The organism is Sphingomonas humi, from assembly GCF_039536725.1.
GTDB classification, from domain to species: domain Bacteria; phylum Pseudomonadota; class Alphaproteobacteria; order Sphingomonadales; family Sphingomonadaceae; genus Sphingomicrobium; species Sphingomicrobium humi.
The window spans coordinates 920,927-937,568 of record NZ_BAAAZD010000001.1; the positions used below are offsets into that span (position 1 = coordinate 920,927).

Genomic DNA, 16,642 nt, shown 5'->3' on the forward strand with positions numbered 1-16,642 from the left:
ACGAGGGAACGTTATCGACGAACCAATCCATCAACTTTGGATTGAAGGATGCAGGGACAGCTGTGGCCGATGGGGTCTTGTCCGAAAATGGTCAGGCTTCGACGTCTACCCTGACCCAGCCGGCGCAGGACGTCCCCACGTAGACCCGTCCAAAATTGTTCAGGTCTCCACCGATGCATGAGACGTTGGCCAGCATCTGGCTCGGGAAGCGGGAGACGAGGCGCGGTTCGCTCGCCAGCCAATCGAAGCTTGCAAATAGCCCCTGACGACCGCGGACTTCACCCCAGAAGAAGAGGGACGGCCGCGCTTGGCCCGGGGCTGCCTTGCCAAAGCCGAACGCGCGGACGTTGCGGATCGACTTGTGGAGTTCCGCCCAGGTCTTTCCATCATCCTGTGACCAGAAGAAACGGTCGGCAGAAAGGTCGGCGTGTGGCGTGTAGACCAATTCGCCACTTCGCCCCGGAACATACTCGAGCTGGCATTGCCAGAATTGCCTTGCGTCCCCGCCCGCCACCGCGACTTCCCGCGGCTTCGTACCGGGCGGACCAATCAGGCCGGCCAGTTGCTGCGTCCATGACCGGCCGCCGTCACGAGACAGCCACAACCCGCCAAGCACGTTGAGATACTCGTCGTTGCCACTGAGCGTCGTAAAGACGAGCGCAAAGGTGCCCGGCCTACTCTTGTCTGCGCTAAGGTTCTTGCGGCCGACATAAAACGCATTGGCGAACCCAGTAGTGGGGCTCTTCCCGTCAAGTTTAATCGTAGCCCAGCTCTTCCCGCCGTCGAGCGTGTAGACGCCTGGAGCGTTGTTCGAGGGCAGCACGACGAAATTGGTTTTGGACGCGGCGGCGATGCAACCGCCCTTGCCCCACCCACCTTCGGGCTGGCCACTGAAGACTTTCCAGCTTTCACCGCCATTGGTGGTGTAGCCGGGACCCGACCATTGGCCCGGTGCCACCACACCGACAAGGAAGCGCGGGTCCTCGGGCGCGTAATCCATCCACGTTGCAAAGGCGACGAAGTCGGCGTTGTGGCCGTTGCCCTCGAGTACCGGAAATCGGAAGTCATTCGTGTAGGCGGACAGGCTGTCGACACGCCAGAACGGCTTGTCCATCGCCGCGAGATACGTCTTTCCGCCGGGAACACAGAGCGTCGACCAGGCGCAGAGTTCCTCGATCCCGGCCGACCAATCCTGAACTCGAATGGCCGGATCGTCGATATTGGCGCTCGCCACCCCCACGCCCTGCGCGATCCACGCCTGTCCAGGAACATTGGGGTCGAATTTGACCTGTGCCGGATACATCGTCGAGAGCCCGCCCATCCACTGGATCTCGCCGCCATTTTCGGCCCATTTCCAACCGGTAAGCTCGGCAAAGGTCGCGCAGAAGTCATCCGACTTCATCAAGACGCCGTCGGCGTTGACCAGCAGGGCCGTGCCGGGCTTGCGCGGATCGAACGCCAGCGTCATCGCTTCACGCTTCGGCTGGGCGGATGTCCAGCCAGCCATGGGCGAATAGCGCCATACCTTCCCGCCCCACCGATCCTTGCTGAACTCGCAGACGAACAGGTCGCCACCCGGACCGGGAACGATGTTGGAACTGCGCGTGGGTCCGCCGGCCAGCAGGTCGAACTTGCCGCCTGGCCCGGTATCGGAACGAAAGAGCCCCAGTCCGGCGACAAAAACGTAGACCCGATTGGGCTGGGCGGGGTCGAAGGCAACCAGATGAATGCCTTCCTGCCCGTCGGGAGTGCCCTCGGCCGGGGGTAGGTCGGCCTGGCGCCACGTTGCGCCACCGTCGGCCGTGCACCATGCCCCTTCACCCCAGGTCCCGACCAGGACGGACGAGGGATCCACGGGATGAATGTCCACGGTCGGGTTGAACAGCCGCTGCCATCCCCCATTCGGATTGAAGCGCTTCTGTGGAAAACGAGTGCGCTGAACGGTTCGGCCGCCGTCGGCCGATCGCCAGACGTAGCCGCAGAAGACCGCGAAGATGATGTCCTTGTTCGAAGGGGCGATCCGAATTCCCGCGACGCCGAGCGAGTCTGCCTTGTCCTTGTGCTCGGGGAGCGGATCATAATCCTTCGGCGCCATGCTCGACGGAGAAAAGAGCGGGCGCCAGAAGCCATCGCCCACGTCACGGACATAGGCATTGGTGACGTCGGTCCGGCAGGCAAAGCGCTTGCCGTCTCTGCTGATGTCGAGCCCGGTGACGAACCCCCCTGCGCCGAGGGGAACTTGCGCCAGGGAAACCTTGCGAAAATCGGTCTCGCCGTTCTCGAGCCTGATCGGCTCCGCCTGTGCGGTCTGCCGCCTACCCTCGGCCCGCCGCTGCGTTTGCGACAAGCCGATCGCGCCGCCCGCACCTGCAACGCCGATGAGGCCGACCAGGGCCGAACGCCGGTTCATCGGTAGATCAATCGCCATATGCTTCGGTTACCATCGCTGCGGCACGCGACCAAGGCTTGGCTGTTTGACCTGTTCGCGTCTGTTTCCGGAAGGACAGCCGCAACACAACTTGCTTCTGTGCGGCGGCGCCGAATGCATCTAAAGGAGACGCTAATCCCTGTGCGTTAGACTGTGATCATAGTCTCCCGTCGGAGGAAATTTCTTGGATCGAAATCATGTCGTCCAGCGCAGGTTTCGTGAAGTTGTTCGTAGGGTGTTCGGGCAGTTGATCCTGTCGCCCGCCATCACTGGTGAAGGCCATCGTGCATGAAGTGGATTGCCTTTGCGCTGATTATTCTCGCCGCGCCGCTGCTTGCGGTCTGGCTGAAAGGCAACCCGCGGCAGGCGCCGTGGGCATGGGGCATGCTCACCTTCCTTCCCTGGGTACTCGGTCCCTGGAACCTTGACGTAGCGCCCTTCGCGACGCCGATCTGGTCGGGGTACGTAAAGGGTTGGCAGGTCAGCCTGCTTGACGCCGTCGCCTTTGGAATAGTTTTCGGAATGCGGACACGCTGGCCGAAGCTGGTTCTGATCGGTCCCTTGCTCGCTTATCTTTTCGCCGCGAGCATATCAGTGCTGCAGGCCAGATTCCCAGAATATGCCATCTCTTACGTCGTTCAGCTGCTTCGCGTTGTGCTGGTGTTCCTGGCCGTGGCTCGAGTGGCGGAAATGGAGCGCGGGGAAAGAGCGCTGCTTACCGGACTTTGTGCGGGGCTTGCCGTGCAGGCGGGCTACGCTATTTTCGACAGGCTCAATGGTGCGCTGCAGACCGGTGGGTCGCTTGGCCACCAGAATTTACTCGGCTTCGTGTCGCACATGGCGCTGATGCCGGCCTTCGCTGCCTTCCTCGCCGGCCGCGGCTCAGGACGGGCGCTGGTCGGCGTGATTGCCGGCCTCATCGTTGTCGCGCTGACCGCTTCCCGGGCAACGATCGGTATCGCCGGGGTCGGCCTAATTCTGACCTTGGTTCTTTCGCTCGCGGTAAACGGCAACGGTCGCAAGGTCGCGGTCGGCGTGGTCGGCATGATCCTTCTCGCCGCCAGCTTTCCTCTTGCGAAATCGGCGCTCGAGCGCCGTTTTCAGGCGCAGAACACGAGTTTCATGTCCGAAGATCTCCAGCGCGAAGCCTTTGTTCGGACCGCGAAAGCGATCATCGGCGATTATCCGCTTGGTATCGGCCCCAATCACTATGTCTTCATCAGTATTACGGAGGGCTTCGCGGATCGGGCTGGCGTCAACTGGTCGGCCAGCAACCGCGCGGCCAATGTGCATAATGCCTATCTGCTGATCGGCGCGGAATCGGGATATCCCGGTCTGATCACGATCGTGATTCTGCTGGTGACTTCCATCGTCGTCGCGCTGACGACGGCCTTCCGGTTTCGGAAGCAGCCGGGTGCTGAAGTGCTGATCGGTGTCGGCGTTGGGCTCATCGCCATCTCGCTCCATTCGTTCGTGGAGTGGATGCTGGTGGTCAATCCGTCGCAATATTTGCTGGCGGCATCAATGGGCATCATCGTCGGGATGCGAAGCCGCTTTCTCGCGCAGCAGAAGAATGCAGTGCGTAGCCGTCGAATGATGAAGCAGGGGCGGACCGACATTCAGGGTCAAGGGCAGGTTCAAGGTCACGGTCAGCCTGGCTTGGCCTGACGCTGCAGCGCCCATGCTTACCGGTTGCAGCCCCGGCCATTCCTTCTAAGACCAGCGCCTCATTCATCGCTCCCATCGTCAGGCCCTATGTCGGTTCGTGTTTCCCTGGCTTGGACCTACGTGGCTCAAGCGACGTCCTTTCTTCTCACTTTCTCGTCGACGATCGTCGTCGCCCGGATCGTGAGCCCCAGGGATTTCGGAATCTTCGCGATGGCGGCCGCAGTGACCACCGTCATTAATGTCCTCATGCAATTCGGGCTCGCCAAATATCTGATGCGGGAGGCCGAGCTCACCCGCGAGACATTGCGATCGCTGTTCACGGTCAACGTGCTGATGAGCCTCGTCTATGTGGTCTCGATCCTCATTGGCGCCGTCGCTGCCCAGCATTTGTTCGGGTCGCGCGAAGTCGGCAATTTCCTGTTCGTCTTCGCGCTTTTCCCTCTGTTCGCGATGATGGAATTCATTCCCGCGGCCCTGTGCGCCAGGGAAATGCGGTTTGGGATCATTGCGATCATGTCAGTGGTTCGTTCCGCCATGATCGCGCTGGTCACGATCATCCTCGCGTGGCTTGGCTTTGCTTATATGAGCTTTGCCTGGGCCCAGGTCCTGTCGTGGGTCGTCACCTCCATCTGTTTCAATATCGCCCTGTGGCGGCCCGATGTCTGGAGGCTCCGGTTCACCGGGATCCGTTCCATCGTCCACTTCGGAACGCAGATGATCGGCATCAGCGGAATTGCGCAGATCAACACCCGTCTTGGTGAAATGACCCTCGGGTCGCTGCTCGGACTGGGCCAGCTCGGCCTTTATTCGCGCGCAGCAAGCTTGCCGGCGACACTGTACAGCAATGTCTTCGGCGCTGGCAGCAACGTCCTCTTCAGCCGCATGTCGATCGAGTTGCGGGAAACTGGTTCCTTCGACCGGACCTACCTTCGTTTCATGCGCCTGTTGCTGGGCCTGCTGTGGCCGATGATGATCGGTCTTGCCGTCCTTGCCCAGCCGATCATCGCGATCCTGTACGGTGCGAAGTGGCAGGCGGCGGCGACGCCGCTTTCACTGCTGATGATCGCGTCGGCAATCTCGGTGGCGATCGGCATGACCGCCGAAATCTTCATCCTCTCCCACCGCACCCGCGAGCAGGTGCGGATCGAGACGTTCCGCGCGATCTTCGGCTATGCGGCGTTCGCGGCCGGGGCGATGGTCAGCCTTACGATCGCCGCCGCCGCCAAGGTTGCCGAGGCGCTGTTCGCCTTTCTCCTCTATCGCAAGCCGATGCGGGAGCTGGTCGGCGGCGAGCGCGGTGCGCTTCGGCGGGCCTATGGCGAAGGACTGCTGGTGACCCTGGTGGCCGTCGGCCCGGCCCTGCTGCTGATGCTGTGGTCGGGCTTTTCCCCGGCAACGCCCATCGGCCTGATCGCCGCGGCGATCGGTGCCGGCGTCGCAGCATGGGCATTTTTGCTCGTTTGGCTCCAGCACCCGCTCTTCCAGGAAGCCGCCCGAGCGTATCGACTCGCGCGCTGACGGCGCTTTCAAAGCCAGCAAAACCGCCCGAAATTTGAGTCCCGCGACGGGACAGGCGGGTCCAACACACTTGTTTGTATTAACTTTTACTTCAAGTGTCGTGAGGACCGCCCGGATAACGGACATTGTAAATATCTTAAAAATTGTTTAACACGCGAGTCGTTCTTGGGAAATCGAATGGCCCGGCGGGTTGCCGGTTACGCTCAGGGGAAGATTCATGTCTAAGATGCTTTTGAACGTCGCGATGGCGACGAGCGCGCTGGTCGCTGCGGTCGGGTTCGCCGCGCCGGCATCTGCTGCCCAGCCTGTTTCCACCCCGGCAACCGACCCCTGCACCGTTGGGTATGTGCAGGGCGGCATTGCTTGCCAGGGATATTATGGCGGCAACTTGTTCCAAGGCTCAGCCGGAAGCACCACCGACCCGGCGATTCAGAACATTCTGCGTGACCTTCTAGACGGCGCGCCTGCGCCGACCGGCAGCACGTCTTCCTATGCACCGCCGTACACGGCCAATTATGCGACGGTGTTGGCGACCTTCACGGGACCAACTGGTTCGCAGATCAATTTTGGCACCACCCTGATGCAGGGTCTGACCCTGGTTGGTCTGCATTTCGGCGGCGGTTCGGTCGATGCCGACAGCCAGGCCTCGGCTTTCTGGCTGTTCGATGCCGGTTCTACGCCGATTAACAGCATCACCCTGCGGGATAGCCAGGGCCGCGTGACGACTGCTGGCACCTCGAACGGGCAGCTCTATGCCACGCGTATCGGAAGCGCGGTTCCGGAGCCGGGCACCTGGGCGCTGATGCTCGTCGGCTTCGGCGCGGTGGGTTATTCCATGCGCCGCCGCCGCCGCGCCACTGCGCTGCCGCAGATGGCCTGAGCCACAGCAACATACCTAGCGAGAACAAAGGGGCGCGGGAAACCGCGTCCCTTTTTCTTTGTGCCGGTAGTGGGCGCTGGTGCGGCACGAAGGATTTAGACCCTCGCTCTAAGCTGAAGCGGCGATCTCCCTCGCTGAGGAATTCACACCGCTCGATCTGACCCGAAACGCGGCTGGCTTCATCGCCATCGCCATCGCCACCGCTACCGCCACCGCCAGCACCTTCCGGCAACCGCCGCTTCCTCAGCAGCCCGGCTTGTCCTTGCCCACCCGCGTAGCCGCATTCTCCGCAGCGCGCATGCCCTGCGTCGAGCTGGCGGGGCAGTCGCTCTCCGCCACGGCCTTCTTGCGGGTCCCGCTCGGCGGCGCGGGTTCGCCCAGGATCAGCTGGCCGCGGGTGAGGTCGGCCTCGAGCTTGCTGGTGTCGGCCACCGGCTTGATCACGGGTGACGGGGCAAGCGCCTCGACGCGGTCCTCCTCCACCTTGATCGGCGGCGGCAGATCGGTGGGGGCGGTGGCATTGTCCAGCGTGTCGAGGCTGTCGGTAATGACTTCAGGGGTCGGCAGCAGCACGGCAGGCTCAACGCCCGCATAACCCTGCCGGAACGCCGCGCGCGAACCGCCGCTGCCGCGGAAGGTGTAGAAAATGTGGCGCCCGATCACCGCCACCTTGGCCAGCGACGCGGCCCAGTAGGGCACGACATAATCGGCATGGTAGTGAGTGGCATAGCCGACCGGGGCGAAGATCCGCCCGGCCAGCGCCTCGCCTGCGATCAGCCGCGACCGGTTCCACAGATAGGCGACCGGGGTCCGCGCCAGCGAGCCGTCACAGGTAAAGGTGAACTGGCACCCGGTCGTGCGGTCGCTGCCCTGGTAGACGACACCGCAAACCGTATTCGGATAGCCCGGGTGACGAACGCGGTTCAGCACCACCTGCGCCACCGCGCGGCCGCCATCGACGCCTTCCGAAGCCGCCTCGTAGTAGATGGCCTGGGTCAGGCAATCGATTGCCCGCAGCCGGCTGATCTCGTCCGCGCGCAGCTTGAAAGGCTGGGCCGGGGTGGCCGGCTGGGCCTCGACCGGCCGTTCGGCATTGGCCTTGAGCGCCTCTTCGGGCGTCAGTGGCCGCAGCAGGTCGGGCGGCGGCAGGTCGGGGATCGGGACCACGCCGGCCGTGGCCGCGCCCGGGGCCTTGCCCGCCGTGGCCGCCGGCGCGGCCTGTTGCTGCCGGTAGATCCTGTAGCCCGCAAAGGCCGCGGCGACGATCAGCAGTACGATGCCGAGCAGCGCGACCAGGCGCGCCCGGCGGCCCGCTGCGGTACGACGGACAGGCGTTGCCGGCAGGCTCAAGTGCCGGGCGCCGGTCGGGGTGATGGTCTCGATCAAGGCTTGGCGATGCCCTGGTGGGGGCGGGCGGCCATGACGAAGATGCGCGGTCCCTCGACGAGGTAGCGCCGCCACAGCCGCTTGGGATCGGACGCCAGCCGGTGCACCCACTCGAGGCTCAGCCGCTGCAGCACCTTGGGCGCGCGCCGTTCATGGCCGGTGATGAAGTCGAGCGAGGCACCGATGCAGAAGGCCATGCCGGTCGCTCCCGGAAAAGCGCGCACGGCGTCCGCGATCAATTCCTGCTGCGGCGATCCCACGGCGATGAAGGTGAAGCGCGGCTTGGCCTCGGCGACGAAGCGGGCGGCCTCGATCCTTGCGGCCTCGTTGCGGCGGAGGCCCATCGGCGCTTCGTAGTGGAGGAGGTTCACGCCCGGATATCGCCGCTGCAGTTCGGCGACCATGGCGCGGCTGCCGCCGACGACGGCGATGCGGTTGCCCGGCCGGATCACCTCCGCGAACAGCCGCGCCGTAAGGTCGCTGCCAGGGACGAGCGGGAGCGACAGGCCCCGCAGTCGGCCGAGATGCGCGATGATCCGGCTGTCGCACAGGCTGAGGTCGGCCTGTTCGTAGAGGGGGAGCAGTTCGGCCCGCTCTTGCGGATCGTCGAGGCGGACGACGTGATCGACGTTGGGCGTCACGACATAGCCGTAGGGACTTGCGTCGGTGACCGCGGACAGGCGCGCAAGCACCTCTTCCATCGTCAACCGATCGAAGGTCACCCCGACAAAAGGAACGCGCTCAATAGGCATCGGCGTCGAGGAACACGGCACGCACGGTCAGCAGCAGGATCCACAGATCGAGCCAGACCGACCATTGGTTGATGTATTGCTGGTCGAGTTCGACCCGGCGCTTGGCCCGTTCGAGGGTGCGGATCTCGCCGCGCAGGCCGCGAACCTGCGCAAGGCCGGTGATGCCCGGCTTGACCCGGTGGCGCCCGGCATAGCCCTTGACCGCTTCTTGGTAGAACAGGTCCCCGACCCGCATGTGGGTGGCATGGGGCCGCGGGCCGACCATCGACATGTCGCCCTTCAGCACGTTGAGCAGCTGCGGTAGTTCATCGATGCTGAGGCGGCGAAGGACCTTGCCTACCGGCGTGATGCGCGGATCCGCCTTGGTGGTGGTCTGCAGGCCGACCAGGTCGGTCTGGCTCGAATACATCGAGCGGAACTTGAGGACGTGGATCACCTCGTTGTTGAAGCCGACCCGCGGCTGCACGAAGAGCACCGGCCCGGCGCTGGTCAGGCGGATCAGCAGCGCCGTCACCAGCATGATCGGCGACACCACGATCAGCGCCAGGACTGCAAGAATGATGTCCTCGGTGCGCTTCAACAGGCCGCTGACGTCGCGCCACGGGCGCTGCCATACGGTCAGCACCGGCAGCGTGCCGATCAGCCGGACCCGGTAATCGGGTGCAAGGTCGATTGCCTGATCGGGGATCAGCGAGATATCGACGCAGACCGAATTCAGCCGCTCCATGATCTCGTGCAGCCTTGCCGACGGCAGGTTGCGGACGCTGATCAGGACCTGGTCGACCTTGCCGGCGCGGGCCATGGTCGCAAGCTCGTCGCTGCCACCGATGAACGGAAGCTCGGGCACGTCGGGCAGCTTGGGCCGGTCGTCGGCCACCCCGACGAAGTGCAGGTGGCTGAGATCGCTCGCCGCCAGCACCTTGCGAATTGCTTCGATCGAGCCGGGATCGGCACCGTAGAAGGCGATACGCTGTCCGATCACCCCGCGCTGGGCCATCCGTTCAAGCAGGCTGTTGAACGGCCAGCGGGAAAAGGACAGCAGCATGACCGTGGCGGCGACGTAGAGGACGCTCACCCCGCGCGAGAAATTCTCGACCATGCCGCTGAGGAAGACGAGGGCGGTGGCGACCAGGCCGCTCAGCAGCGCGTCGAAGATGGCGCTGTCGCCGCGCTCGTTCATCGTGAACAGGTTCTGGAGATAGCTGTCCTTGGAAACGCGCAGCAGGATGAACGTCCCCACCATCGCGGTTGCCGCGAAGAAGTGGACCGATGGCACCAGCATCTGTCCGAACAGCCCTTCGTAGGCGAACAGCGCGATCGGGAACGCCAGCAGGAAGCTCAGCATGTCACGCAGGAACAGCAAAGGGCCGACGATGTTGGAAGTGAATCGCGTTCCGTTCGCGGCGGCAAGCGCCGGCCGGCGGGGTTCCACCGCCAGCGTCTCGGCGACGCTTTCCTCCAGAATGAGATCCTCGTTCGAGGGAACGATCACGAAAAACTCCGAGCCAGCTGCTGTAGACGCTTGTCGTAATACTCCTTGGAGAGTCGGCCGACGCCGTCTGCACCTTCGGTCCGTGCCACAACTGCCTTTAGCGCATCGTAAATGACCTGGTCCTCACCGATATCATGGAATGCGTCCCACAAGGTGCGCCGCGCACCGTCCGCATCACCACCGGCGTCATAGATGCGCGCGAGCAACAATCGCGCGTTCGCCGAGTCCGGATCGAGCGTCACCATCTTCTGCGCATCTTCGATTGCTTTTTGATGAAGACCGGCCGCGCTGCGTAGGAGGGCCCGGGCCCGCAAGGCCTCGCGGTTGGCGCCATCCACCTCGATCACGCGGTTCAGCCGGTCCATGCCCTCTGCCGTCCGCCCGCTGCGGGCGATCGCCTCGCCATAGAGGGCGTTGGGAATGACATTGTCGGGGCGGACCGGGGTCGCCGCCGCGCCTTCGGTCAGGGCGATGACACGCTCGGGCTGCGCGGTGGTGGCGAGGAAGCGCGCGATGGCGATCCGCCGGCCATAGTCCGCGCCCCTGGCATATTCGAACAGGCGGTCGGCCACGATCTCCTGCTTGCCGAAGGAAATCCACGGCGCCAGCACCTGGTCGACGTCATCCTTCTGGACCGCCTTCAGGGTAACAGCCGCCGCCGCATCCACCTGGCCCGAACGAAGCGCCGCCTCGACCAGGTTAACCCGGGCCTGCTGGTCCTCGGGCCGCCACGTCAGATAAGCCTGCAAGGTACGCGCGGAATCGCCCCAGCGATCGAGCAGCTCGTAGATGCCCGACAAGGCCTTGAGGCTGGTCGCGTCGGACGGCTGTTGCTTGACCTGGCCTTCCAGCAGGTCGACCGCGGCCTTGGGCTGGTTCTGGGACATCAGGATGCGCGCCTGAAGCACCTTGCCGGACGAATCGTAGGGCGCGACGGTCGCGAACGCCGCCACCTGCCGATTGGCTTCTTCGTAATTGCCCCGGCGAAGCGCGATATAGCCCTTGGTCAGCGAAACGGCCGGATTATTCGGGGCGAGGAGCTCGAGCTGCTTGGCATTGTCGTCCGCAATCTCGAGATTGCCCGAGCGTAGCGCGAGCTGAGTCATCACCGCCAGCACGTCGGCATTGCCGCGATCGAGCTCATGAGCGCGCTGATACGCGTCATAAGCTGTCCCATAATCGGCCAGCTGCATCGACAGCTTGCCCAGCTCGATCCAGTAATCGGGGTTGGAATCGTCGGCTGAGACGAGCTTGCCCAAGGCCGCCCGGGCAGCGCCCAAATCGCCGCTTACAAGAGCGGCCTGGTAGTCGTCATAGGCGGATTGCGCCTTGGATTGGCGATCGCTGCAACCGCATACGAGTGCGGCGAGAAAGATGGTTGGGAGCAGAACCCCGCTCAACCTGTTCTTGTTCTTCATAAAGGGGTTCGACTAGACCTAAGAACGTTTTCTGACCAGAAGGTTCAGGTAGGAACACCTATACCAGCCCCAGATATCCCGAATCACGCAGGAGTAACATGGCGCGCTTCAACATCATCCTTGCCCTTCTGTTCGCCGTCGTCGCAGGCGGCACAGGACAGGCACAGGCACAGCAGGCAAGCCAGCAAGCCCCGGCCGGGGTCGCCTATCGGATCAATCCCGGCGACGAGATCGACGTGCTGGTATGGGGCGACGAACGGCTCCAGCGCAGCGTTCGCGTGCTTCCGGACGGCACCTTCGCCTTCCCGCTGGTCGGGCAGGTCGTCGCTGCGGGCAAGCTTCCGGCGGAGCTGGAACGGATCATCACCGCCGGGCTTCAGCCGCAATATCGCGGTCAGGTTCCGCAGGTCACCGTCTCGGTGAAAAGCCCGAGCGGCTTCCAGTTCTCGGTGATCGGCAAGGTCCGCGCGCCGGGCACTTTTACCCCGGGCCGCTACGTCAACGCGCTTGAGGCCCTCAGCATCGCCGGCGGCGCGTCGGAATTCGCCGATCTCGGCAATGCGCGCATCATTCGCAAGTCTGGTGACAATCTGTTGACCATCCGTGTGCGAGTAGTGGACGCCCTGAAAGGGAATGGAGGACGCTTGAGCACCGCTGACATACCGCAGATTCAGAGCGGCGATACCTTGGTGATCCCGTGATGACCGGTCGCACTCTCCTGCAAGCGCTGGCGGGCGGAAGCCTCGCCGCGCTGCTCTCCGCTGCACCCGCCGCGGCGCAGAACCGGACCTACCTCGATGTGTCGGGCGCGCTCGGCTATTCGACCAATCCGGACCTGTCGCTGGTCGGCCGGTCGAGCGCCTATGGCCGCGTGTCCGCCAACGGCTACCATTCGTGGGGGGGAGAGCGGAGCAATACCAGCCTCTCGGCTTATGTCGAAAACAGCTATTATTTCCGGCGCTTGAGCAATCGGCAGCTGTTCTCGCTGAATGCTTTCAATACCACGCGCGTCAGCGAGACGACGCGATTGTACGGGGGATTGAGCTTCAGCGGCGACTTCGGCGCCCAGCTGTCGTCACGCTTCTTCGTGGCGCCCACCGATCCCAATCCGACCGACGGCACCGACCCGGTCATACCTCCCAGCGTCGTCGTGCTTGTCAGCCCAGATTTGGTGGCCCTTTCGCAGCGACAGTACCGCGTGTCCGGATCCGGCGGCGGTGAATTCAGACTTTCTCCAGTGGATACGCTCGTCGCCAGCGTCGGTGCGCAGCATGTTTTCTACGGGGGAAATAACCAGGCGCTGCTCGATTCGACGCAATATGACGGAGCGCTTGGCTATCAGCGCCAGCTGAGCGAACGCCTCTCGCTGGGCGGACGCTTGATCGGGACCCGAACCGACTACTCACTCGGGCGAGGCATCACCAGTTACGGGGCCCAGCTCACGGTCAGCGCCCAACTCGCAGAATTGCTCAGCCTGACGGCGGCCGCCGGTCTTACGCGGACCGAGCAGGACTTCGGCAATTTGGGCGGAAAGACGTCGGGCACGGACCTTGCTCTCGATGCGTCATTGTGTCGTACCCTTGAGTTTGAACGCTTCTGCCTGAGAGCGGCACGGCGGGCGCAAGGCGTTGCGTTCGGAGTTGCCCCGACCTCGACCAGCGCAAGCCTGGATTATTCTCGTCGGTTGGGCGCGAAGGATCAGGTTCAGGCCTCGTTCGCCTATGTTACCACGGACGCTGCGAGCAGGCTTTTCACGACCAAGCAGTCCTTTTACAGCGCGTCGGGCTCGTACGATCGCAGCATAACCGATCGGCTGTCGGCGGGCGTCAGTGCGTCCGTTCGCAAGCTGAGCATCGCGGGCAACGATCCCAAGACAGATGTTGGCGGCTCGCTGTTCATCCGTAATCGATTTGGAAGCGTGCGCTGATGGACGAGTTTGAAACCGGGCAGGGCGGTATCGGGTGGTTCTTCAACCACTTGCCGACGATCATGTGGCAGCGCCGCTACTGGATTGTCGCTCCCTTTGTCGCGGTAACCGCGATCGCAGCGATCGCAGCTTTCTCGTTGCCGACGCTTTACCGGTCGACCGCCAGCCTGCTGGTCCAGTCCCAGGATCTGCCGACTAGCGTGGTGCAGGCGCCGAACCCCGGCGATATCGAACAGCGTATCGGTCGCATCCGCGAGCGCGTGTTAAGCCGCGGCGACCTCATTCGCCTGATCGAACAAAACAATCTCTACGCCGACGAACGCCAGAGCGAGCCGCTGTCGACGATCGTCGAGAAGATGCGCAAGGCGACGACGGTGGGGGCCCAGTCGAACGACATCGGCAGTGGGCAGGGGACCGGTGCGACGATCGCCATCGACATGAGCTTCGATTATTCCGATCCTTCCCTCGCCCAGGAAGTGCTGCAGAGCTACGTCAACGACTTCCTTTCGCAGGACAATGAGGATGTCGCTGAACAGGCTCGCCTCAGCGTTCGTTTTCTGGAGGACCAGGCCAATACCCTGCGCGCCCAGGTATCTTCCCTCGAAGGCCAGCTGACTGCGCTCAAGGCCCGCAACGGTTCGACCCTGGCGAATACCGCCGCACCAGTGCTCGACCTTGGCAGTTATTCGAGCCAGATCGCCAGCCTCGAAAGTCAGAACCGGGACCTTCTGGTCCAGATCAGCCGCGCGTCGAAGAAGGATCCTCAGATCGCGGCGGCAGAAGCGGCGGTGGCCGCGGCCGAGGCGCTGTACAACGACAATCATCCCGATGTCCTTACCGCGCGTGAGCGGCTGAGGGCCGTGCAGCAGATGGTTCGCGCCAACCCCCCACAAGACGACACGGCGCTGCTGCGGGGACAGGTCCAGGCCAATAGCCAAGCCATCGCCTCGCTCCAGGCGGCGCGTTCGGCGGCCATGGCCCGGACCCAGGCGGCGCTGGCGGGGTCCGCACGGGCGCCGGCGATCATGGAACAGGCGATGCAGCTCGAAAACCAGGCGCAGGCATTGCGTGGCCGCTATCAGAAGGTCGCCGACGACCTGCTAAGCGCCCAGAACAGCGCCCGCCTCGCCAATGAGCAGCGGGCCGAGCGCCTCAGCCTGGTCGAGCCGCCCAACCTTCCCGATACCCCGCATTCGCCCAACCGGCCGCTGCTGATCGGTGCCGGTGCGGGCGTCGGCCTGGTGCTTGGCCTGCTCCTCGCCTTTGCGGTCGAATTCCTCCGCCGCCCGCTCCGCAGCCCCTCGCAGATCGAAGGCCTCGGCCTCCCGGTCCTGGGCGTGGTGCCGCTGCTCGTCGACAAGAAATCCAGGAAGCCCGCGCGCTTCGCCCTTTTCCGCAGGAAGAGACCACGACTTGCATAGCAGTCTCAATCAGATGGCCGGCGATGCCGCCGACCGCCACCCCTTGCCGGACGCGACGGTCGCCGACGCGCTCGACGCGCCCGAGCCCGTGGGCTGGGCACCCGAGCGGGCGCTTGCCGGCGGCATCTACGGCTTCAACAGCATCGATCCGCGCTCGCGCAGCTTCAACCTCGTGCGCGGACGGCTGCTCGAGCTAAAGCGCGCCCGCAACATGCGGCTGATCGGGGTCGTGTCCGCCACCCCCAACGTCGGCAAGTCCTTCGTCTCGGCCAACATCAGCGCAAGCCTCAGCCGCGATCCGCAGATCCGCACCTTCGCGGTCGACCTCGATCTGCGCCGCGGTTCGCTCAGCAGCCAGTTCGGGATCGTCCCGGACAATGGCCTCAACGACTATCTCGCGAATGGCGGAAGGTTCGAGACTTACCTGCTCGACGGCGAGGCGCTGACCATCATCCCGACCCGCGGCGGGATGGTCCATTCGGCCGAACTGCTCGCTTCTGCCCGGGCCCGCGGCATGTTCCAGGCGATGCGCCGCAGCAATCCCGACAATGTCTTCATCTGCGACCTGCCGCCGGTCTTCGCCAATGACGATGCGGTCGCCACCATGGCCTATCTCGACGCCTATGTGGTGGTGTCCGAAGAGGGTCTGACGACCGAAAAGGAAATCAAGGATTCGGTCGAAACGCTTGGCCGGCAGAAGCTTGCCGGGATCATCCTGAACAAGTTCAAGGGTGGCCTCGTCAGCGACGGCTATGGTGTCGATAGCTATTACGCGGTCGGCTACGGCGAAGAGCGCCGCAAGTAAGAAAAAGGGCAGCGCCCCTTCTCGGAGCGCTGCTCTTCAAACCGCCTAAGCGCGGTGCCGTTCTCTTACTTCTTGGGCGTCTCGGCCGGTCCGAAGCCTGCCTTATATTCGATCTTGGCCTGGCCCCGCAGATCCTTCAGCCGCTGCTGCAGGGCATTGGTGCTGCTCTGCCGCCGGATCGCGTTCACCGCTTCGGTCCGGGCTGCCGCTGCATCGACCGGCGCGGGCGTGCGTGTAGCGATCACGCTCGCCACCGACTTGTTGCCGTTGGGGACGATAAAGGGTTCGCCCGCCGTCAGGCCCGCGAGCTGCGGATAAAGCTCGCTCGGGATCGAGCTCGTGACGATCTGGTTGTTGCCGCGCTGGAAGGGGACCCGCGCCGCGGTCAGCACGCTCGTCAGTTGGTCGAGCGTCTTGGTCGCGATGATCTGATCGGTGACGGCCTTGTCCTTCGGCGTGTCATACTGGACCTGCTCAAGCTTCCACACTTCGCGCTTGGCGAAGGCCTGCGGGTTCTTCGCCTGGAACGCCGCAATCTCGGAATCGGTCGGCAGCTTACTGGTGTCCATCGACCGGTTGGCGAGCATGCCGATCAGCAGTTCCTCATTCATCCGGCGCTGGCGGGCGATGAAGTCGGGGGTCTTGTCGACCCCGTCCTTGCGCGCCTGCTCGGCCAGCAGGCGGCGATCGACCAGCCCCTGAAGGATGCGGTTGGTGATCGCCTTCTTGTCGGCGTCGGCAGGAATGTTGGCGTTGGCCAGTTCCGCGTTGAGTTCGGACGAAGTGATCTCCTCGCCATTGACCAGGGCAACGGTCTGCCCCTCCGCCTTCTTCTGGCAAGCCGTGAGGGTGGCGAGAAGGAGAACGGCAGCAAGAGCACGATTGCGCATGTATCAGACCTCAATAACAGCTGTTCCTACAAGGCTAGCATCGATGCTAGAGGGATG

The 16,642-nt window shown here is 63.8% G+C and carries 13 protein-coding genes; 7 read left to right on the top strand and 6 right to left on the bottom strand.

Translation table 11 applies throughout. The features are described from left to right. Positions 1-91 precede the first annotated feature (91 nt). Entirely contained in the window at positions 92-2,137 is a 2,046-nt protein-coding gene (locus tag ABD729_RS04515) for a WD40/YVTN/BNR-like repeat-containing protein (protein ID WP_344708960.1), read from the bottom strand. 579 nt (positions 2,138-2,716) lie between these two features. Between ABD729_RS04515 and ABD729_RS04520 the strand changes: the two genes are divergently transcribed. From ABD729_RS04520 to ABD729_RS04530, 3 genes are all read left to right on the top strand, one after another. Continuing rightward, the gene (locus tag ABD729_RS04520; protein WP_344708961.1) at positions 2,717-4,096 is read left to right on the top strand and encodes an O-antigen ligase family protein; all 1,380 of its coding nucleotides are present in this window, start codon (positions 2,717-2,719) and stop codon (positions 4,094-4,096) included. An 87-nt stretch (positions 4,097-4,183) separates the two neighbouring features. Beyond that, positions 4,184-5,614, top strand: a complete 1,431-nt coding sequence (locus tag ABD729_RS04525; protein ID WP_344708962.1) for an oligosaccharide flippase family protein — start codon at positions 4,184-4,186, stop codon at positions 5,612-5,614. Positions 5,615-5,831: 217 nt separating this feature from the next. Then, positions 5,832-6,494 (top strand): PEPxxWA-CTERM sorting domain-containing protein, encoded by a 663-nt coding sequence (locus ABD729_RS04530; protein ID WP_344708963.1) that lies wholly within the window; start codon positions 5,832-5,834, stop codon positions 6,492-6,494. Between the two features lie 243 nt (positions 6,495-6,737). On the opposite strand, the gene ABD729_RS04535 is transcribed toward ABD729_RS04530, so the two are convergent. The 4 genes from ABD729_RS04535 to ABD729_RS04550 are packed head-to-tail and all read right to left on the bottom strand — an operon-like array spanning position 6,738 to position 11,383. Continuing rightward, positions 6,738-7,880, bottom strand: coding sequence for a cell wall hydrolase (locus tag ABD729_RS04535; protein WP_344708964.1), 1,143 nt, complete (start codon positions 7,878-7,880; stop codon positions 6,738-6,740). After that, entirely contained in the window at positions 7,877-8,581 is a 705-nt protein-coding gene (locus ABD729_RS04540; RefSeq protein WP_344708965.1) for a WecB/TagA/CpsF family glycosyltransferase, read from the bottom strand. The genes ABD729_RS04535 and ABD729_RS04540 overlap by 4 nt, the downstream gene beginning before the upstream one ends. Before the next feature lie 40 nt (positions 8,582-8,621). Next, the gene (locus tag ABD729_RS04545) at positions 8,622-10,124 is read right to left on the bottom strand and encodes an exopolysaccharide biosynthesis polyprenyl glycosylphosphotransferase (RefSeq protein WP_344708966.1); all 1,503 of its coding nucleotides are present in this window, start codon (positions 10,122-10,124) and stop codon (positions 8,622-8,624) included. Beyond that, positions 10,121-11,383: a tetratricopeptide repeat protein gene (locus ABD729_RS04550; protein WP_344708967.1), complete on the bottom strand. Its 1,263-nt coding sequence runs from the start codon at positions 11,381-11,383 to the stop codon at positions 10,121-10,123. The genes ABD729_RS04545 and ABD729_RS04550 overlap by 4 nt, the downstream gene beginning before the upstream one ends. Positions 11,384-11,640: 257 nt before the next feature. On the opposite strand from ABD729_RS04550, the gene ABD729_RS04555 reads away from it, so the two are divergent. From ABD729_RS04555 to ABD729_RS04570, 4 genes are read left to right on the top strand one after another with little or no spacing between them, the layout of a single operon-like run. After that, complete coding sequence (locus ABD729_RS04555; RefSeq protein ID WP_344708968.1) at positions 11,641-12,243, top strand: polysaccharide biosynthesis/export family protein; 603 nt, start codon at positions 11,641-11,643, stop codon at positions 12,241-12,243. Further along, the gene (locus ABD729_RS04560) at positions 12,240-13,469 is read left to right on the top strand and encodes a hypothetical protein (protein WP_344708969.1); all 1,230 of its coding nucleotides are present in this window, start codon (positions 12,240-12,242) and stop codon (positions 13,467-13,469) included. The genes ABD729_RS04555 and ABD729_RS04560 overlap by 4 nt, the downstream gene beginning before the upstream one ends. After that, complete coding sequence (locus ABD729_RS04565) at positions 13,469-14,890, top strand: GumC family protein (RefSeq protein WP_344708970.1); 1,422 nt, start codon at positions 13,469-13,471, stop codon at positions 14,888-14,890. The genes ABD729_RS04560 and ABD729_RS04565 overlap by 1 nt, the downstream gene beginning before the upstream one ends. Beyond that, entirely contained in the window at positions 14,883-15,695 is an 813-nt protein-coding gene (locus ABD729_RS04570) for a CpsD/CapB family tyrosine-protein kinase (protein WP_344708971.1), read from the top strand. Before ABD729_RS04565 ends, ABD729_RS04570 begins: the two co-directional genes overlap by 8 nt. 65 nt (positions 15,696-15,760) lie before the next feature. Here ABD729_RS04570 and ABD729_RS04575 read toward each other — a convergent pair whose 3' ends face one another. After that, positions 15,761-16,585 carry a SurA N-terminal domain-containing protein gene (locus tag ABD729_RS04575; protein WP_344708973.1) on the bottom strand — a complete coding sequence of 275 codons (825 nt, stop codon included), beginning with the start codon at positions 16,583-16,585 and terminating at the stop codon, positions 15,761-15,763. Positions 16,586-16,642 lie beyond the last annotated feature (57 nt).